Source organism: Paraburkholderia graminis (assembly GCF_003330785.1).
GTDB classification, from domain to species: domain Bacteria; phylum Pseudomonadota; class Gammaproteobacteria; order Burkholderiales; family Burkholderiaceae; genus Paraburkholderia; species Paraburkholderia graminis.
Map to the genome: position 1 here is coordinate 1,553,728 of NZ_CP024934.1, position 20,010 is coordinate 1,573,737.

A 20,010-nucleotide genomic window follows, 5' to 3' on the forward strand; every position below is an offset into this window, starting at 1 on the left:
TGTGCGTGCGCCTGTTCGTGCCTTGCCCGTGCTCGCCGTGCCGCTGTCAGACGAGCACGGGCGCGGCGCGCACTACATCGTTGACATGCGTGGCGATGCGCGCGCCGGGCACGCCGTAAATATGCAGCGACACGGCCGGCGCATCGCTGCAATTTTGCAGCCGATGAATGCTGCCGCGGCCGCCTCGCACGAACGACACCGCGCCTTGCCTGCGCGCCTGCGTGCGTTCAGCGCTCGCACACTGCTCGCGCTCGTTCCACTCAAAAACCGTTTCGCTCAACGCGCCGTCGATCACCGCGTATCCGCACCATGTGTGATGCGCATGCACGGGGCTCGCCTGATGCGGCTGCCAGACAAGCGCGGCGACCGCATAGCGGCCGTGCGGATCGGCGGCGAGCAGATGACGGCGGTAGTTCTCACTAGATCCTTCGCGCTGCGCGGGCGTCAGCAGCGCGGCGTCCGCAGCCGCTTCCGCGAGCGCGATACGCATGCTGCGCGCGAAGAAGCTCGAATGCGAAGGCTCGGCAAATTGGGCGCACGCTTCGAACATGGCGTCGAGCGCATCGCACAGGCGGGCGAGAGGCGCGGGCTGAGCGGCGCGCGAAGGCAGATCGTGCGCGGCGCAAGCTTGTGCGAACGTATCGAGGAGGGCGGCGGAGGAAGCGAGGTTGTGAGTCACGGTCGTTGAACGGCACTGGCTGCCGTGTTTTTCTTCGGATCAGGATTTATACCGTTTTGTCCGGAGAAAGAGTTTCCATATAATTCCCCCATCAATCTGAAAAGTAGAAAAATTTGCTAAAGGGGTGAGACGATGGGAATGGACATCATCGACAGGAAACTGCTCGAGTTGCTGCAGGAAGACGCGACCATGCCGATTGCCGAACTGGCGCAGCGCGTGAATCTGTCGCAAACGCCGTGCTGGAAGCGGCTGCAGCGTCTGAAGGAGACCGGTGTGATCCGTGGGCAAGTGGCGCTGTGCGATGCGCGCAAGCTTGGCGTCGGCACGACCGTGTTCGTCGCCGTGCGCACGAATCAGCACACGCAGGCGTGGGCGCAGACTTTCACGCAGGCGGTGCAGGACATTCCCGAAGTGGTGGAGGTTTACCGGATGAGCGGCGAGACGGATTACCTGCTGCGCGTGGTGGTTTCCGACATCGACGACTACGACCGCGTGTACAAGCTGTTGATCGCCGCCGTGCCGCTGTACGACGTCAGTTCGAGCTTCGCGATGGAGCAGATCAAATATTCGACGGCGCTGCCGGTGCGGTATAGCGCGTGACGGCGAGCGGGCGCGTAGCGATCGGCTTCGCGTCTCTGACGGCGTTGCCCTACAAAAGCTCGCGCAGCTTGTAGTACCACATGCCCAGCACCAGAGCCCGCGTGCGAAGCGCCTTGCCGCCGGGGAAGCGCCGATGCCGGATGCGGCTGAACACGTCGAAGGTCGACGCGTCGCCCGCGATCGCGTCGGCGAGAATCTTCCCGGCCATTCCCGCGAACACCAGACCGTGCCCGGAAAAGCCTTGCACGTAGTAAATGTTCGCGCCGATCCGGCCGAGGTCCGGCGCGCGGTTCATGGTGACGTCGACGAAACCGCCCCACGCGTAGTCGATGCCGACATCGGCGAGTTGCGGGAAAACGCCCGTGATCCGATCCCGCATCCTGTCGATCAGATTACGCGGCGTCGTGGCGTCATAGCTTTCTCCGGCGCCGAACAACAGCCGGTTATCGGCGCTCAGCCGGAAGTAATCGAGGATGAGATTGTTGTCCGACGCCGCGGCTCGGCCCGGCATGAGCTCGTTGGCGAATGCGTCGGAAAGCGGCTCGGTGGCGACCATGTAGGTGCCCACCGGCATGATCCGCGCCTCGATCTCGGGCGCCGGATGATCGCCGAATTCGCCGAGATAAACGTTGCCGGCGATCACCACGCGGTCGCACGACACCGCGCCTTCGGCTGTCTTCACGACGGGCCGCGCGCCGCGTTCGAGCCGGGACACCGCTGAATTTTCGAAGACCTTGACTCCCGCTTGCCGCGCCGCTTCGCCGAGACCGAGGCAGTACAGCAGCGGATGCAGATGACCGGACCCGCCGTCATACACGCCGGCAGAAAATCTTTGCGTGGCGATATGCGAACGAAGCGCCGACCGATCCAGCCATTCGAGCGGATACGCATACCGGTCCTGTGTGCGCTCCATCCACTCCTTGAGTTTGCGCGCCTTCCGATCGTTGACGGCGAGCGTCAGATAACCGCGCCGATAATGGCATTCGATGTCATAACGCGCGAGACGCTCTTCGAGCAGGCGCAGACCTTCGAGCGACACGTCCCAGGCCTTGCGCGCGATCTCGCGCGAGCACTGCTGCTCGATCGCGTCTTCTCCTTCCGCGCCGAAGCCGACAATCGCCTGCCCGCCATTGCGGCCCGACGCGCCCCAGCCGATGCGCTGCGCTTCCAGCAGCGCGACGTCGAAGCCGCGCCCGGCCAGTTCCAACGCGCACGAAACGCCCGCGTAGCCGCCGCCGATCACGCACACATCCACGGACAGCTTTTGCTGCAGCGGCGCGCTCGGTTGCGGACGCGTGACGCTCGCCTCGTAATACGAGTCCTCGACGACGCCAAGCTCCTTGTTCAGCAGCGACGACATAGGCTGCGCTCCAGGTATCGGTTCACCACGGAACCCGTACGTTGAGAAATTGCCAGGGGTCCTCGTCGTACGGCGTGTCGAAAAGCGGCGAGCGCTGGTCGAGCGGCGTCCATGTGTCGTACACGCCGACGAGTTCGCCCAGGTACGGACGAGCGACCCGCATCACCGTCCGATAGTCGATGTCGTCGGGTTCGACCACGCCGGCCCGCGGATTCTCGAGTGCCCACACGATGCCGCCCATGATGCCGGCCACCACCTGGAGGCTCGTCGCGGTGTTATGCGGCGCGAGGCGCCGGGCTTGCGGCGTGGTCAGCCGCGAGCCGTACCAGTAAACGCCTTTGTCGTTGCCCATCAGCAGCACGCCGAGTTCGTCGGCGCCGTCGACGATTTCGTCGCGCATGATCCGCTTGTTGTCCTGCATGCGCCAGCCACGTCCGGCGAATTCCTCGATCGACAGCAGCGCGTCGTCGCACGGACGATACGCATAGTGAACCGTCGGGCGATACACGACCTCGCCGTCCTTGCGCAATGTCAGATGGTCCGCGATCGAGATCGACTCGCCATGCGTGACAAGAAAGCCCTGATAGCTGCCGGCGAGCGGCGTCCAACTGCGTACGCGCGTGGCAAGTCCCGGCCGTTGCAGATAGATCGCCGCATCGCTGCCGAACCCATGACGCTGTGCGTCGGCGGGCCAATGACGCTCATGCGTGCCCCAGCCCAGTTCCGCCGGCTGCATGCCTTCTTCGACGAAGGCATCGACGGACCAGGTGTTGACGAACTCGTTGCGCGCCTTGCGGCGTTCGGAGAACTGCCAGTCCTGTTCAGCGACGTGAATCGCCTTGATGTCGAGGCGCTGCGCGAGCACGGCCCAATCTTCGTAGCTGTCGAGCGCGGTCGGCTGGATGCCGCTGTTCTCCGCCATGTCGACCAGCGCCTGTTTGACGAAAGCCGAAGCGAGCCCAGGGTTCGCGCCTTGCGTCAAAACCGCTGTCGGGCCGTCGCGCTTGTCGAGGCGAAAAGCCAGCACCGCCTCGCGCAGTGCGTAATTGCTGCGCCGTGATGGAGGACGGTCGGGATCGGTTGATCCGCCTTCCCACGGTTCGATGGACGTATCGAGATAGAGCGCGTCGCGAGACCAGCAAAAGCGAATCAGCGATTCGCTCGACACATTGACGGACAGGTTGACCAGCAGCGTGCCTTTCGTCACATATGCCGTAAGCAGTGTCTCGAAGTTGTCTTCGCTGAGCGCCTGCTCGACGACATGCACGCCGCATTCATGGGCGATCGCCGTGTCATTACCAGGCGGACACACCACGGTCACGTCTTTTGGGCTCACCTCGATGTGTCTTAAAAGCACCGGTAAAAGCGAACTCGCTATGCTGCCGAATCCGATGATTACAACGCCGCTGTTGCAAACAGCGTGCTTCGTCCACTGCACATGCGCATCCATCTTTCCTCCCGACTACCGCGCGTTGGGTCGCGCTTCTTTGTGCGGGCGTGATGCGTGGCTCCAATGTTTCGGCCCGCATTAGCGGCGCAGCATTGCGCGTGCCGGGGATTTTTCATTTCGGTTCGATAGCATCGCAAGCCTTGCTGTCCACCGCTTGCCGACTGCAAGGCGAGTGCAAGGCGCCTCGGCGTAGAATGCCGCCTTCTCCGCTATCTTCCGCGATTGCCTCGCGGTCCGAGTCGCCTCATGAACAAACCGCCGCGCAAGAAAAACCCGACCTTCGGCATCGCTGTATTCATTGTGGTCGCGGTACTGTTCGTCATCGCCACGCTGTTCTATAACGCGATCAAGGAGAAGCGCGAGTTCGACAACGACAACGCGCCGGCGGCTTCCGTTTCATCGGGCGCAGCGGCGGCGACGGCCACGGCGACGAGCGCTGCGGCTACTGCTGCGAAGCCTGCGAGCGGCACGGCGCAGTGAGCTTGTCGCGGTCATGGTGTATGACCGCGTGTGAGTTTGAGTCGGACGCGCTTAGGCGTCGCACTTCACTACGCTAGTTCAAGCCCGGTCGCGTCATTCATCGGGCAGGCGGATCACGCTCGCGTCCTTGCGAATCAACGCCGCCGCCGTCAGCATCTGCTTGCATTGATGCGCAAGCAGTTTGATGTCGTGCACCGCATCGGCCGAATAGTCCTGCGATTTCTCCGCTTCGACCACCATCGTGTCCAGTTCGCGCGTGATCTGTTTGATCTGCTCGCCCTGGTCCGCAGGCGGCGCAGTGCCTGCTTCTGCTTCGGTGAGATTGTCGCGCACGAGACTCAACGCGCGTTGCAGCGGCTGCAGCGACACGCCCTCGGCGTGTTGCGCGGAGGTGCGCAAGAGCGGCGCGGCTGCGGTGATTTGCGATGCAAGCACATGGCTGCTCACCAGCAAACCATTGAGTTCGGGGACGAACTTCTGCGCCGATTTCGGTTCGAGCATCATCCGCTGAAAGGCCTGGCCGAGGTTTGCAAACGCGACGTGCACGTTCTTGCGCGCGAGGCGGTAGCGGTAATCGCGATCGAGTGCAGTGGCGGCGGCCGCGGCAGCGGGCGAGGCGCCGGCGACGGGCTTCGCCGTCGTGTTGGTGGTTGCGGAAGCTGGTGTGCTTGCGGGCGCGCTTGATGTTGTTGCCGGTGCAGTTGCCGATGGGCTTGCTGTTGCGCCTGCCGCGGCTCCTAACGCCGCGCTCCCTGCGATGTTCGCTTCGGCGCCTGTTCGCACGTTCGCCGACACATCCGCTTGCGATAGCCCCCGATTGCCAGCCACCAAACCATCACTCGTCAGCGGCCCGCTTGCAGCCGCCAACGCCGGCCTGCCGACATCGATCGCCGGGTCCGCCATCGCCGCGACCGGCGCCCGCGCGCCCGCTTCGGTCACGGTGGCGGCGAGCGGCGCGGCCGGCTTGCCGCTCCACCACCAGCTTGCTTCAAGAAACTGCCGCGTCGCGCTGATCACGTTGTTGACCAGCTTGCCCATCAGACGATATTCCCAGTACGGGAACAGATGGCTCGCGGCAATCGCGATCGCGCAGCCGACCACGGTGTCGATCGCGCGTTCGCCGATGATGTGCAGGCTGCCGGGCGCAAGCAGATGAAACATCAGCAGCACATACGATGACGTGAACACCACGCTCGCCGCGTAATTGAACAGCAGCAGGCTGTAGCTCATCACCATCGACGCGAACATCACCACCAGCAGAATGTGCGGCTCCTTCACGAAGATCATCAGCGCGATGCTCGCCGTGCAGCCGATCAACGTGCCGACGATCCGCTGCCCGTTGCGCTGCTTGGTCAGCGAATAACCGGGCTTCAGGATGATGACCGTAGTCATCACGATCCAGTAAGCGTTCGTGAGCGGCAGCAGGCGGCCGAGCCAGAAGCCGACCGCCACCGCGATCGTCACGCGCAACGCGTGACGAAAGCTCGGCGAGGACATCGTCAGGTTCGAGAAGATCTGGCCGAACGGCACACGGCGGCTCGACACGAAGCGGTTCAGCGCCTGATCGAGGCGCAGTTCCGTTTCGGTCGTGGCCGGATCGCTCGAAAGACTCTTGCGCATCTTGTCGATCAGTCGCGTGGCGCTCCACACGCGGCGGAATGTGGACGACACCGCCGAATACGCCTCGGGATTCTTCGCCGGCAACTCCTGCTTGCGCATCAGTTCGATTTCGAACTCGATGGCGCGCAGTTCCGCCTTCACATTCACGCGTGCGCGCGGCGCATGATTCTGCAGGACGGCGAGCCCGATTTCCTCGAGATCCTCAGCGGCTTTGCGGATCAGATCGCGATAGAACACCAGCAGGTCGGTGCCGCCGAAGGTATTGCGCACGAGCGGGTAATCGGTATGCGTGCCGACGAACAACTCATGCAAATCGACCGTGTTGATAAACAGATTGAACAGCATCGCGCGACGCGGCTCGAGCTTGCCGCTCTTTAACTTCGGCAGATTGCGCAGCACGATGTCACGCGCCGCGTCCTGCCGCTCGACCGCGGCGATCTGCTTGGCGACCAGGTTGCGATAACACTCGTCCAGATCGTTATCGAGGTCGTAAAACGCGGCGCGCGCGAGCAGATAATCGGCGCAGGCGAACACGCTTTCGGCGAGCGCCTGCTGCTCGATCCGATGCATCATCCAGCGGCTCACGGCAGTCGACCAGTACGTGAACCAGAGCCCGCCCACGAGTATCCACGACGCATTCACGAGCGCCTGCATCGGCGTAAAGTGCTCCTCGAGCGTCATGATCATCATGAAGAGCGTGGCGAAGCTGATCTGCGGCCAGCGGTTGCCATACACGACGATCAACGACAGCACGAACGTGAGCGGCACGACGGTGCACCACAGCGCCACCGGATTGACCGTGGCAAGGCCGGTGGCGAGCGCGGACAGAAAACCGATCACCGAGCACGCCAGCATTTCGTTGTGCTTGTACTTGAGCGGACCCGGCATGTCGACGACACATGCGCCGAGCGCGCCCGTCGCAATCGTGAAGCCCAGCTCGCGATTGTGAAACACGATCAGGCACAGCACCGCTGGTAACGACACGCCGACCGCGATGCGCAGTCCGCCATAAAAATACTGGCTGTAAAGGAATTTTTTTATTTCGACCGAATAGCGCATCGACAGCCTGGTTTCATTCACTGACAAAAAGCGGTTGAGGACACAACTTCGGATACAACTTCGGGCGCAACTTGGACAGCCCAAAACTGCCGACGAGTCTAACTGATTTTGCGTCTGATCTGACCTCCCCGATTCGGGCGGGTTCTGCGCCGCGAGCGGCTTTGTTATGCTGTCGCTTCAATGTCTGCCGAGCTTCGCGCGTTCGTCGCGAATGCGGCAAAGCCCCATCGCGTTGTCAGGACCCATGCTCCAGCTCTTCTATTCGAACCGTTATGAAACGCTCGTCGGCGCGCTGCTCGACGATCTCGCGCAAGCGCCGTCCGATCCCTGGACCGCGCAGCCCGTGATCGTGCCGAGCGCTGCTGTGCGGCGGCGGCTCGAACTGGACATCGCGGCGCGCCAGGGCGTGTGCGCGAACGTCAGCTTCGGCTATCTCGCGCAATGGCTGTGGGCGCAAATCGGCGGCGTGATCGAGGTGCCGCGGCATTCGCCGTTCGCGCCGGACCGGCTCGTGTGGCGTTGTTATCGTTTGCTCGGCGATTCGAACGAAGCCTTGCCGTGGAATGCGTCGCCGCGTCTTCGCGCGTATCTCGATGCGGCCGATCCGTCCATGCGCTATGAACTCGCGCGCCGTGTGGCGACCGTGCTCGATCACTATCTGACCTATCGGCCGGAGTGGCTGTTGCAATGGCAGAAGGGCGGTTCGATTTTCGCGAGCGGTGCAGCGGACGACACGGGCCCGCGCCTCGTCGGCGCAAGCGAGGCAGCGCGCGAAGATGAGCGATGGCAGGCGGCGCTGTGGCGCGCGGTGCTGACCGAACTCGCCGGGGAAGCCGGGGACGCGGGGGGTGCCGGGGGTGCCGGGGGGGCACAAGCGCCCGCAGCCGCGCTGCCGCCCGCCTATCGTTTCCTCGACGAAATCGGCACGCTGGATCTCGACGCGATTGCCAACGCCAGGTGGCCCGAAGCGGTGAGCGTGTTCGCGCTGCCCACCATGCCGCCATTGCACGTCGCGTTGCTGCGCGCGCTATCGCGTTGGGTCGACGTGCGTCTGTACGTGATGAACCCGTGCCGCGAATTCTGGTTCGACGTGGTGAGCGAAGGCCGCGTTCAGGCGCTCGACGCGGCAGGGCAGTTGGACTATCAGGAAGTGGGTCATCCGCTGCTGGCCGAATGGGGTCGTCAGACGCAGGCGCAGTTGCACATGCTGCACGAACTCACCGAAAGCGCGGCTTCGGGCGAGACGGGCGAGTTCACGGAGAATCCCGAACCGAGCTGGCTCGCCGCCGTGCAAAACAGCATTCTCGATCTGCGTTCCGAGACGCAGGCGGACGAGTTGCCGTACGAGCACGGCATCGAAGTTCATGTGTGCCATAGCCTCTCGCGGCAGCTCGAAGTGCTGCACGATCGTCTGCTTGGCTGGTTCGACGAGTTCGACAACCTGGAACCGTCTGACGTGCTCGTCGCCGTGTCCGATCTGGCCGCCGCCGGTCCGCTGATCGACGCCGTGTTCGGCACCACGCCGGCTGGCGACACGCGCCGCATTCCGTATCGGATCACCGGCTTGCCGCCTTCGCAGGCCAATCCCGTCGCGCGTCTCTTGCTCGACTGGCTCGCGTTGCCCGAGCGCAGCGTCGGCGCGCCGGACCTGATCGAATGGTTGCGCGTCGACGCGGTTGCGGTGCGTTACGGCATCGACGCGGGTTCGCTCGAAGCCGCGCAGGAATGGCTCGCGGCGGCCGGCGCGCGGCGCGGGCTGTCGCCTGCCGAGCCGAGCGGCGAACACGTGCCGGTCGCGCGTCACACGTTTGCCGATGCGTTGACGCGCCTGTACCTCGGCTATGCGATGCCCGACGGCGGCGAGCCGGTGGATGCGTGGCTGCCCGTCGAGGGCGCGGGCGGCTCGGACGCCGAACTGCTCGGCCGTCTGTCGCGTTTCGTCGACGACGTGGACAGCTTCGCGAGCCGCTGCGCGAGCGAACAGACGCCCGCCGAATGGACGCAGTTGCTGCTCGAAACGCTTGCTCAATGTTTTGACGGCGGCGTCCAGTTCGCCGAGTCGCTCTCCGCCGTGCGAGACGCGATCGACAAGATGAGCGACGCGATGCAGGCCGGCGCGCAGGAGGTCACGCTGCCCGCCGCGGTCGTGCGCGGCGCGCTCACCGAAGCGCTCGACGACCCGGCGCGTGGCGGCGTGCCTTGGGGCAGCGTGACGTTTTCATCGCTGACGAGCTTGCGTGGCTTGCCCTACCGCGTGGTGTGTCTGCTCGGCATGGACGACGGCGTGCTGCCGAGTCTCGCGCGTGCCGACGAGTTCGATCTGATGGCCGCGTTCGGCAAAGCCGGCGACCGCCAGCGCCGCGACGACGAGCGCAATCTGTTTCTCGATCTGCTGCTCGCCGCGCGCAGCCGTCTCTTTATCGCGTACACGGGACGTAGCATTCGCGACAACGCACCGTTGCCGCCGGCCGCGCTCGTCGACGAACTGCTCGACTATCTCGCGCAAGTGTCGGCGGGCGAGGGCGCGAGTCCCGCGGAGGTTGACGAGGCGCGCCGCGCGTTCATTGTCGATCATCCGTTGCAGGCGTTCGCGTCGGAGTACTTCGCCGCGCAGCCCGAGCTTTTCACCTACGACGCCGATCGCGCGGAACTCGCGACCTTGCTGGCCGCGCCGCAGCAGAAAACCGCCGCGCCGTTCTTCGACCAGCCCTTGCCGCCCGAAGACGCCGCGCCTGTCGCGTTCGACGATTTCGTGCGTTTCTGGCGTCATCCGGCGCGAGCAGTGCTGCGCGATCGCCTCGGCATCGTGTTGTCCGACGCGCAGGCCGAACTGCTCGACACCGAGCCGTTCGAACTCGACTACGCCGGTCGCGACGCGTTGGCCGGGCGTCTGTTGCCGGTACTGCTCGACACGGACGACGAAGACGGCGATCTCATGTTCGACCGCGTGCGGCGTGTCGCCGAGGCGAGTCCCGAATTGCCAGGAGGCGCGACCGGCGCGGTGTGGCGCGCGCGCGAACTGGGCGCGCTGCGCCAGTTGGCCGACAGCGTGCGCCGCGAAGTGGCGTCGGGCATCGAGCGCTTGCCGTTCGTGCTCGACATCGCGCCGCGCTGGCCGGACGCTGCGGACATCGCCGGCGACCTGTTCGGCTCGCATGACGAAGCGCTTCGCGAAGCCGCCGAAGCGCCGTTGCAATTGCACGGCACGTTGAACCTGCTGACCGATACGGGACAAGTGATTTTTCGCTACGCCAAACCCACCGCGCGCGACTATCTGTCGGCATGGCTCGCGCATCTGGCTTATTGCGCGGCCTGGCCGGACGGTCCGCGCCGCACCGTCTGGCACGGCAGCGGCGAGAGCTTCGAGCTTGCGCCGGTCGCCGCGCCGCTCGATCAACTCGCGCCGCTCGCCGCGCTGTTCAGGGCAGGGCGCAGATTGCCGCTGCGCTTGTTCCCGAAGAGCGCGTGGGCCAAAGTCAGCGAAAGCGATTCCGCAGCGCAGGGCGTGTGGATCAACGACCGCGTGCGCGGCGAGTCCGACGACCCGGCCTTGCGCATCGCGCTGCGAGGCACGCCGCTCACGCTCGACGAACCGTTCGGCAGCCTCGCGTCGATCGTGTTCAAGCCGTTGATGCAGCATCTGCGGAGCACGTCATGAGCGCGCTGCATCGTCATACGCTGGCGGCTGAGGAGCTTGACGTCTTCGCGTGTTCGCTCGACGGCGTCAATCAGATCGAAGCCTCGGCGGGCACCGGCAAGACGTGGAACATCTGCGCGCTGTATGTGCGCTTGCTGCTCGAGAAGAACCTGAACGCCGATCAGATTCTCGTCGTAACCTTCACGAAGGCCGCGACCGCCGAACTGCACGAGCGCATTCGCGGCCGGCTCGCGGAACTGCATCGCGCGATCGAACTTGACGACGACGGCGGCGATCCGTTTATCCGCCGGCTCTTCGAAACGACGCTTGCGCCGGAGCGCGGCATCGACCGCGAGACCGCGCTGAAGGTCGTGCGCCGCGCGCTGCGCACATTCGATCAGGCGGCCATCCACACGATTCACGCGTTCTGCCAGCGCGCGCTTCAGGAGGCGCCGTTTGCTGCCGCCATGCCGTTCGCCTTCGAGATGGAAGCCGACGACGCCGCACTCCGCTTCGAAATGGCCGCCGATTTCTGGCGCGAGCAGGTCGAGCCCGTCGCGCATGCGCATCCCTCATTCGCCGCATGGCTGGTGGCGAGACGCGCCGGGCCCGCATCGCTCGACGAACAACTCGCGCGGCGCCTGAAGAAGCCGTTGGCGCAATTGCGCTGGGGAAGCATGAGCGCCGACGCGAGCGCCGATCCGCAAGCCGGTTTCGACGCCGCCTGCGAGTTGTGGCATGCCGAGCGCGATGCGATCGTCAGCCTGCTCGCCGAGGCACAGGACCGCTTGAGCAAGACCACACACAAGCCCGATCACGTGAGCGCCGCGATTGCCGCATGGACCGAGTACTTCGCGCAAGGCGATTGCCATGCGCCGCCGCCGCGGGCCGCGCTGAAACTGACGGCCTCGGCGTTGAAGAAGGCCACGAAGGTCAAGTTGGATCCGCCGCAACACGCGTTTTTTGAACACGCGGAAGCGCTCGCCGCGGCCGTCGTCGCGGCGGAAGCGGCGCAACGCGCGCGCTGGCTCGCGATCGTGCAAACCTGGCTCGATCATGCGCCCGCCGAACTGGTCGCGCGCAAGCGCACGCGCCGCGTCGTTTCGTTCGACGATCTGTTGTCGAATTTGTACCGTGCGCTGGCCGCGCATCCGTGGCTAGCCGATGCGTTGCGCGCCCGTTATCCCGCCGCTTTGATCGATGAGTTTCAGGACACCGATCCGCTGCAGTTCGCGATCTTCAGCCGCATTTTCGCGCCGGCCGGGCCGCTCTTTCTGGTCGGCGATCCGAAGCAGGCCATCTACAGTTTTCGCGCGGCCGATCTGCATACGTATCTGGCGGCGCGCGCGTCGGCTTCGGCGCGTTATACGCTGGCCGTCAATCAGCGGTCCACGGCGCCCATCGTCGACGCTTGCAATCGCGTGTTCGAGGCGAACCCGCAGGCCTTCGTGCTCGAAGGGCTCGACTATCAGCCGGTGCGCGCGGGCGAACGGCGCAGGCCGCCGTTCTCCGATCTCGATGCGAGCGGCGGCGACTTTTGCATCTGGACCTTGCCACCGGGCGAGCAGGCGTTGACCAAGCGCGAGGCTCAGCGCGAAGCGAGCGAAGCGTGCGCGGCCGAAATCGTCCGGCTGTTGCGCGGCGCGCGCGAGGGCACCGTGACGATCGGCGACGCGCCGCTTGCGCCGGGCAATATCGCGGTGCTCGTGCAGACGCACAAGCAGGGCAGCCTCATCAAACGCGTGCTGGCGGCGTGGGGCGTCGGCAGTGTGGAACTGGCGCAGGCGTCGGTGTTCGCGACGCTCGACGCCGAGCAGATCGAGCGCGTGCTGGCCGCCGTCGATACGCCCGGCGACTTGCGCCGTCTGCGCGCCGCGCTCGCGACCGACTGGCTCGGGCTCGATGCTGCGGCGCTGTGGCGTTTGGAGCAGGTCGCCGACGCGCCCGCTGTCGCCGACGATCCCGCGCACGCCGCCGACGCGATGGGCTGGGTCGAGCGGTTTTCGCGCTATCGCATGCTCTGGCACGAGCGCGGCTTTGCCGTCATGTGGCGCACGCTGATGCGCGAACTGCGGATCGCACAACGGCTCGTCGCCGCGCCGGACGGCGAGCGACGTCTCACCAACGTCAACCATCTTGCCGAACTCGTGCAGGCGCGCGCGGCCACGCAGCCGGGCATCGCGCCGACCTTGCGCTGGCTTGCCGCGCAGCGGACGCAGGGCGGCGGCGAGGAAGCGCAGTTGCGGCTCGAGTCCGACCGCAATCTCGTGCAGATCGTCACCGTGCACAAGTCGAAAGGACTCGAATATGCAGTCGTGTTCTGCCCATTTCTGAATGACGGCGGATTGCGCGAACCGCCGTCGTCGGGTTTGCCGGATGCACGCGAATATCACGATCCGGGCGGCGACGCGGTACTGCATTACGGCTGCGACGACGAAGAGGCGGAACGCGCGGCCCGTCACGCGGCGCGCGAGCAGGCGGCCGAGCGGGCGCGGCTCGTCTACGTCGCGCTGACGCGTGCGGTGTATCGCTGTTATCTCGTGGCGGGCACCTACCTGTCGTCGCGTTCCACGAAAGAGTCGCGGCGCAGCGTGTTGAACTGGCTGGTGGCCGGCAGCGGCTACGAATTCGACGACTGGCTCGCCGATCCGCCGGACGAAGCGGCGTTGTCCGCGCGCTGGCAAGCGCTGGCGGGCGGTCCGATCGCATTGCAGCCGCTGCCGAAGGTGGAGCGCCGCAGGCCGCTCGAGAGCATGCAGGAAAGCGGCGCGCGGAAACGCGCTCGGAGCCATCGCCGGTCTTTACGCGATCAGTGGCGCATGGCGAGCTTTAGCGGTCTGATCGCCGCGGGCGACAAGGCCGAAGAGGCGCAAGCGCCGCTGGAGGAAGTGCGTCCCGATCACGACGAGATAGCCGATGTGCTGGCCGCGGCGCCGACGTTGTTGGCAGCCGCGCCTGCGCTGCAAGTATCCTCGCTTGCCGCCGACGATATTCTCGCGTTTCCGCGCGGTGCCGCGGCCGGCGAGTGCCTGCACCGGATGTTCGAACTGGCGGATTTCAGCCATCCGTGCACGTGGCCCGACGCGATTCGCGGTGCGTTGCGCGAGCGTCCCGCGCCGGCGTCGCCGGACCTCGCGCCGCGTTTGCCGGCGATGATGCATAAGCTGCTGGAGGACGTGGTGAGCACGGAACTCGTGCCCGGCATGACGCTCGCGCAACTCGATCCACGGCGGCGTCTGAACGAGCTCGAATTTCTGTTCGCCGCGCCTTCGCTCGATTTCGCCGCGCTGCGCGCGTTGCTGATCGAGCACGGCTATCCAGATGTAGCGCTGGAGCCGGGCGCGCTGCGCGGTTTCGTCAAAGGATTCATCGACATGATCGTCGAACACGACGGGCGTTTCTGGATCGTCGACTGGAAGTCGAACCATCTGGGCGAGACCGCCGAAGACTACTCGGCCGTGCCGCTCGAAGCCGCGATGGCGAGCCATGCTTACCACCTCCAGGCGCTGCTTTATACGGTCGCGCTGCATCGCTATCTGAAGACGCGGTTGCGCGATTATTCGTACGACGCGCATATCGGCGGCTATCTGTATCTGTTCGTGCGCGGCGTGCGTCCGCATTGGCGCGACGCGGAAGGGCCGGCCGGCGTGCATGCCAGACGGCCGTCGTTCGAACTGGTCGCGTTGCTCGACGCGGCGATGATCGGCGGCGGCGTATGAGCACGTTCGATCGGGACGCATCGGTGCCGTTGGCGTCGGTGCCGTCGTTGCAACTCGAAGACATCGGCGTCAATCTGCCTGCGCCGGCTGATTTCAGCATTGCGCTCGCGGAAGGTTTCGCGCGCCGCATTGGCGCATTGGCGCGACGCGGCGGCGCATCCGGCGACGCGGTCAAGTGGGCGGCGCGCGCTGCTTTCGCCGCGAGTCGCGCGACCGCGGAAGGGCACGTGTGCGTGCCGCTTGCGTCGCTCGCGCAGCGCTTCGAGGCGTCCGCTGCCGAGGTACGCGCAGCGCTGTTCGCGAGCGGCATGGCGAGCGATGGCGCGAGCGGCGCTGCGGCGCTGCGGCCGCTTGTTATCGACGGACAAGGGCGGCTGTACCTCGCGCGCTACTACGATTACGAACGGCGTCTCGCACGGGCGCTGGTCGCGCATGCGGGCGCGGCTCACCGTTTTTCCGATGCCGCGGCGCCGTGGCTCGTCGGGCGTTCCGGCCCAGCGGGCGGTGCGCGCAGCGACGAGGCGGTCGGTGCAAGAAAGGTGGCGGGCGGCGATGCCGACGCCACCTCCAACGCAGCCACCGACGCAGCCACCGACGCAGCCACCGACGCAGCCACCGACGCAGCCACTGGCGCAGCCACTGGCGCGATCACCGACGCCTCCTCCAACGCCTCCACCAACGCCGACGACACCCAAACGCTCAACGAACGTCTCCTACGCTACTTCGGCCCGCCGAAGGACGACCAGGTCGATTGGCAGCGCGTGGCTGCCGTGATGGCGCTGTCGGGACGGCTCACGATTGTCAGCGGCGGCCCGGGCACGGGCAAGACGACGACCGTGGTCGGCGTGCTCGCGTGTCTGCTCGATACGCGCGCCGATTTGCGGATCGCGCTGGCGGCGCCTACCGGCAAGGCGGCGCAGCGCATGCAGGAAGCCCTGCTCGCGCGCGCCGGAGATCTGCCGCCCGAGCTGGCCGCGCGTTTGCCGCAGACGTCGTATACGTTGCATCGTCTGCTCGGCTCGGGGCCGGGCGGGCGCTTCCGGCATCATCGGGATAATCCATTGCCGTATGACGTCGTCGTGATCGACGAGGCGTCGATGATCGACGTCGCGATGGCCGCGCATCTGCTCGACGCCATTGCACCGCATACGCGGCTCGTGATGCTCGGCGACAAGGATCAGCTCGCGGCGGTCGAGGCCGGCGCCGTGTTCGCGGAATTGAGCGCCCAGCCGACTTTTACCGCGCAAGGGTTGAAGCGGATTGCCGGCGCTTTGGGCATTGACGAGGCGCGGCTGGTTCGGTCGCTGCCGCGAGTCGCGCAGGACATCGACGCGGACGCCGGGCGTTTCACGAAAGGCTCGCACTTGCCCGACAGCGATGGCGATGACGTCCCCGATCTTTTCCGCGGCCCCGAAGACGACGTTTTCCACGAGCCCGTTGCGGCCCGTTCCGCCCGCGAGCCAGTCAATGCGGATCTCTTTGACGCCGACGTCTCCAGCAACAACTTGCGCCCCGCGCCGGCCGCTCAGCAGCCGCCAAGCCCACTCGCGGATTGCGTCGTGTGGCTCGAGCGCAATTATCGGTTCGGGCTCGAATCGCCGATCGGCCGCCTGTCGCTGGCGATTCGCAATGGCGCGGCGAGCGCCGCGCTCGACGTGCTGCTCGCCGACGCGACGCAAGCTGCGGCCGTGCTTCACGAAGACGCGCAGGCGACGCTGACCGAGCGCACCGTCGAGCGCCTCGCCGCCGGCTTCGCGCCTTATGCGCGAGCGCTGGCCGCAGCGCTCGCCGAGGCGACGCCGAACCCGTTGCCGCTATTCGACGCGCTCAATCGCTTCCGTGTTTTGTGCGCGACGCGCTCCGGCGCGCGCGGCGTCGATCAGGTGAACGCGCTGATGGCGGCGCAGGTGCGGCGCGTGGCCGGCGTCACGCTCGCAGTCGGTGCGCAGTGGTTTGCCGGGCGGCCGGTGATGGTCACGCGCAACGACTACGCGCTGGGGCTTTTCAATGGCGACATCGGCATTGCGCTGCCGGGCGCGGGCGGTGCGCTGCGGGTCTATTTTCGCACCGGCGACGGCGGTCTGCGAGCCGTGTCGCCCGCCGCGCTGCCGCCGCACGACACCGCGTTCGCGCTGACGGTGCACAAGTCGCAAGGCTCGGAGTTCGAGCATGCGGTTCTGATGCTGCCGTCCGCATTCAGCAGGGTGTTGTCGCGCGAACTGGTTTATACGGCGATCACGCGCGCTCGTGAACGGGTCGAGGTGATCGGGGCGCGCGCGGTGCTGGCGCAAGCGATCGCCACGCCGACGCAGCGCGACTCGGGGCTTGCCGCGAGAATTGCGGAGGCTTCGCGGGGGCGTTAGCAGTAGCGGTGCATCGGTGTGAAAAGCGAGGGATGCGCTGTGCTCGGTGCTTCGCGCCGCACACAGCAATCACACCCACAGCCGCCACGTCGTCTCAACTCGCGCTCGGCGCCGCTTCGACCGGTTCCTCCGCGCGCCTGCGCATCGTCCGGCGATAGTGCAGCGTCCACAGAGCCAACGCTCCGTAGATGCCGTAGCCGATGAACGGCGACATCGCGAGAAACCGCTCGATCGGCCAGGCCATTGCCAGCCATGCTCGCAGCACCATTTCGGCGGTGAGCCCGACGCCCCATACAACGGTCATCAGCCGCATACTGCTGACCACCGCGGGACGCTCGCGCCATAGCGCTTCGAAGCGTTGCGCACCGCCTTCCATCTCGCGGGCGACGGTCGCGCGCGCAAGGTAGAAAATCAGCGGCCGGCGCATGCCGAGCGACAGCAGGAAGGCCACGCCGACAGCGCCGGACACGAGCGACTCGCGCAACAGCAACATGCGAGGGCTGCCGCCGAGCGCCATCGCGCCGACCGAGAGCACGATGCCGGCAACGACCGTCACGCTGAGTGCGTCGACGCGGCGAAACCGCGCCAGTTCGACGAGACTCCATATCACGGGCGGCGCGGCGGAGGCGAGCAGCGCGCGCGTTTCGCCAAGATGCGGCAGGGCCAGCCGATAGGCGAGCCAGGGCAACACGAAATTGACGGCCAGTTCGGCCACAAAACCGGAACGAAGCTTCATGCAAAGATCCGTCGAAGGAGAAAGGGAAAGAGACAGCGCCCAGTATCGACGATTGCGCGGCGCCGGATCAACTCGCACGCCGGTTTTCACCCGCCCCCGACGCGCGCCGCATCGCGCGGCTGTGTACACTTTGAGCGCCATGACATCCCGCTATCCCATTCCGTTGAACGAAGTCGAGTTGACCGCGGTTCGTGCGCAGGGCGCCGGCGGTCAGAACGTCAACAAGGTATCGAGCGCCATTCAGTTGCGTTTCGACGTGCGCGCTTCGTCGCTGCCCGAGGTGCTGAAGATGCGCCTGCTTGCGTTGCCCGATCGCCGCATCACGCGTGACGGCGTCGTGGTCATCAAGGCTCAGGAGCATCGGACGCAGGATCTGAACCGCGCGGCGGCGCTCGCGCGGCTCGACGAACTGGTGGAAAGCGTCAGCGTGACGCGCAAGCCGCGCGTCGCAACGCGGCCGACGCGCGCATCGAATACGCGGCGTCTCGAGAGCAAAACGCGGCGCGGCGAGATCAAGGCCGGCCGTGGCCGGATCGACGATTAGCGAGCCCGTCCGCCGGCGCGCGGTCCTGCAACGGAGCCGGCAGGCCCGGCAGACCCAGCAGGCACGAAGTCGACGCACAGCACGTGCGTCTTGCCGTCACGCTCGAACGCGAGCGCGGCGGTGTAGCAGTCGTCGCCGTCGGCGAGCGAGTAGTGCGGACCCATCATCGCGACGCGTCCGCGGGCGGCGAGCGCGTGTTTCAGATAGGCGCGCCGCGACCAGTTGCTGCGCGCGCTGCTCGTGAGCGGCGCGAGCCGCAGTTCGGGCAGCGGCACCGACGCGGCCGTGACGGATGCCTGGGTCTGCTGACCGTGCTCGTCGGTGATGAACACGCGGCGCGCCTCGCTCAGATGCCACACTTTCTGCGCCGCCTGATCCAGATCGCCGGTGTTCCGGTATGCGTCGGCGGCGGCTGTGACGGCTTCCGCGAAACCTTCGAAGCCGAGCTGCTTGTGGCGCGCGTGCGCGCGCTCGTAGTCCGCGAACTTGCCCCACATCGACTCGATCTGTGCCGGCACGCTCGCGACGGCGGCCTCGATCGAACCGTTCGGCTGGCCAAGCCAGAAGCCTTGCACGAAGTCGACGTCGGCCTGCATCAGGATCATCAGCTCCTCGTCCGTTTCGACGCCCTCGGCAAGCACCAGCGTGCCGGACTGATGCAGCATCGCGATCAGGTGACCGATCATCGAGTCGTCGCCCTCGCGCTTGCCCGCGCGCGCGACGAGCGACCGGTCGAGCTTGACGATGTCCGGCCGGAAGCGCCAGACGCGATCGAAATTGGAGAAACCGGTGCCGAAGTCGTCGATTGCAATCAGGAAGTCGCGCGGCTGCGAAGCGGCGAGCATGCTGGCGACGGCGGATTCGTCATCGGCGGGCTGCTCGAGCACCTCGATCACGATGCGCTCCTGCGGCAAGCCGAAATGCGCGGACAGTTCGTCGATGAACGTCCGCTGCGGCCAGCCGGTTTCGAACACCTGCGGCCGCGTGTTCAGAAAGAGCCAGCCGCTCGCGACGCGTTGCTCCATGAAATTCGCGACGTGCAGGCAACGCGCGATGCGGTCGAGCTCGCGCGCGTCGGCCGCCGAGCGCGTGCCCGAGAACAGCACTTCCGGCGACACCGGCAAACCGACCGGATCGAATGCACGCAGCAGCGCCTCGTAGCCGACCACGCATTGATGCGTGACCGACAGCACCGGCTGAAACACGCTGTGCAGCGTGAGCGCGCGCCACGTCGCCGTCCAGCCGGACTCGTCGCGGACCAGATGCGGAAGCAGGCCGCTCAGACTCAGTTCGCTGACGGACGGCATAACGGCGGGCATAACGGCGGGCATGAGAGCGGACATGGTGGCATCGCGGCAATCGGGTGGCGGGGCACGCGCGCGAGTTCGGCGCGCGGCGGATGCGCAACGGAATACTCAACCGGAGCACCCGCACGGCGGACCGGATCGAACCCTGGAACGCGGAGAGCGGTGCCAGCCATGCGGGACTCCGGCGGAGTGGTCAAATTGAGTCTAGCAGCTTGCATTTCGCATGAATGTGCGGGCTGTCACAGAGGCGCGAACCGCGCGTGCAACGCATGACATTTGCGTTGCCGCGGGCAAACGGCGCGGCGCGCGCGGTGTCACGGTGGATTCGCCGGCGTTCGCTGCGATGCGCGCTTGCATCGCTTCGCCCCGCGCGCCGGCTGTGGCGGGCCGCGGGCCGTCGTGAGGTATCTGCAAGCTTGCATGAGCCGAGGGTATCAGGGCGGCCCGTGAATGCCC

Annotated in this window: 12 protein-coding genes; 6 read left to right on the top strand and 6 right to left on the bottom strand. The window is 66.2% G+C overall.

All coding sequences use genetic code 11. From position 1 onward, the window contains the following. Window positions 1-46: 46 nt before the first annotated feature. Entirely contained in the window at window positions 47-679 is a 633-nt protein-coding gene (locus CUJ91_RS06900; RefSeq protein WP_374710133.1) for a cysteine dioxygenase family protein, read from the bottom strand. A 132-nt stretch (window positions 680-811) separates the two neighbouring features. Between CUJ91_RS06900 and CUJ91_RS06905 the strand changes: the two genes are divergently transcribed. Next, window positions 812-1,279, top strand: a complete 468-nt coding sequence (locus CUJ91_RS06905) for an Lrp/AsnC family transcriptional regulator (RefSeq protein ID WP_006052938.1) — start codon at window positions 812-814, stop codon at window positions 1,277-1,279. 49 nt (window positions 1,280-1,328) lie between these two features. On the opposite strand, the gene CUJ91_RS06910 is transcribed toward CUJ91_RS06905, so the two are convergent. Both CUJ91_RS06910 and CUJ91_RS06915 read right to left on the bottom strand, forming a co-directional pair. Continuing rightward, a complete protein-coding gene (locus CUJ91_RS06910; protein WP_107708383.1) occupies window positions 1,329-2,639 on the bottom strand; it encodes an NAD(P)/FAD-dependent oxidoreductase in 1,311 nt (436 codons plus the stop codon). Window positions 2,640-2,661: 22 nt separating this feature from the next. Beyond that, window positions 2,662-4,089 (bottom strand): homospermidine synthase, encoded by a 1,428-nt coding sequence (locus tag CUJ91_RS06915; RefSeq protein ID WP_107708382.1) that lies wholly within the window; start codon window positions 4,087-4,089, stop codon window positions 2,662-2,664. A 246-nt stretch (window positions 4,090-4,335) separates the two neighbouring features. Here CUJ91_RS06915 and CUJ91_RS06920 point away from each other — a divergent pair, with 246 nt between their 5' ends. Beyond that, on the top strand, window positions 4,336-4,569 hold the full coding sequence (locus CUJ91_RS06920; protein ID WP_029969219.1) for a hypothetical protein: 234 nt from the start codon (window positions 4,336-4,338) through the stop codon (window positions 4,567-4,569). Window positions 4,570-4,662: 93 nt separating this feature from the next. On the opposite strand, the gene CUJ91_RS06925 is transcribed toward CUJ91_RS06920, so the two are convergent. Continuing rightward, window positions 4,663-7,248, bottom strand: a complete 2,586-nt coding sequence (locus CUJ91_RS06925; protein WP_107708381.1) for an FUSC family protein — start codon at window positions 7,246-7,248, stop codon at window positions 4,663-4,665. Window positions 7,249-7,492: 244 nt separating this feature from the next. On the opposite strand from CUJ91_RS06925, the gene recC reads away from it, so the two are divergent. The 3 genes from recC to CUJ91_RS06940 are packed head-to-tail and all read left to right on the top strand — an operon-like array spanning window position 7,493 to window position 16,967. Then, window positions 7,493-10,906, top strand: a complete 3,414-nt coding sequence (gene recC / locus CUJ91_RS06930; RefSeq protein WP_114156695.1) for an exodeoxyribonuclease V subunit gamma — start codon at window positions 7,493-7,495, stop codon at window positions 10,904-10,906. Further along, entirely contained in the window at window positions 10,903-14,604 is a 3,702-nt protein-coding gene (recB, locus tag CUJ91_RS06935; RefSeq protein WP_107708380.1) for an exodeoxyribonuclease V subunit beta, read from the top strand. Before recC ends, recB begins: the two co-directional genes overlap by 4 nt. Continuing rightward, complete coding sequence (locus tag CUJ91_RS06940) at window positions 14,601-16,967, top strand: AAA family ATPase (RefSeq protein WP_114156062.1); 2,367 nt, start codon at window positions 14,601-14,603, stop codon at window positions 16,965-16,967. The genes recB and CUJ91_RS06940 overlap by 4 nt, the downstream gene beginning before the upstream one ends. Window positions 16,968-17,061: 94 nt before the next feature. Here CUJ91_RS06940 and CUJ91_RS06945 read toward each other — a convergent pair whose 3' ends face one another. Continuing rightward, entirely contained in the window at window positions 17,062-17,703 is a 642-nt protein-coding gene (locus tag CUJ91_RS06945; protein ID WP_114156063.1) for a VC0807 family protein, read from the bottom strand. Between the two features lie 139 nt (window positions 17,704-17,842). Here CUJ91_RS06945 and arfB point away from each other — a divergent pair, with 139 nt between their 5' ends. Continuing rightward, window positions 17,843-18,247: an alternative ribosome rescue aminoacyl-tRNA hydrolase ArfB gene (gene arfB, locus CUJ91_RS06950; protein ID WP_029969227.1), complete on the top strand. Its 405-nt coding sequence runs from the start codon at window positions 17,843-17,845 to the stop codon at window positions 18,245-18,247. Here arfB and CUJ91_RS06955 read toward each other — a convergent pair. Continuing rightward, on the bottom strand, window positions 18,244-19,554 hold the full coding sequence (locus CUJ91_RS06955; RefSeq protein ID WP_107708514.1) for an EAL domain-containing protein: 1,311 nt from the start codon (window positions 19,552-19,554) through the stop codon (window positions 18,244-18,246). The genes arfB and CUJ91_RS06955 overlap by 4 nt on opposite strands. Window positions 19,555-20,010 lie beyond the last annotated feature (456 nt).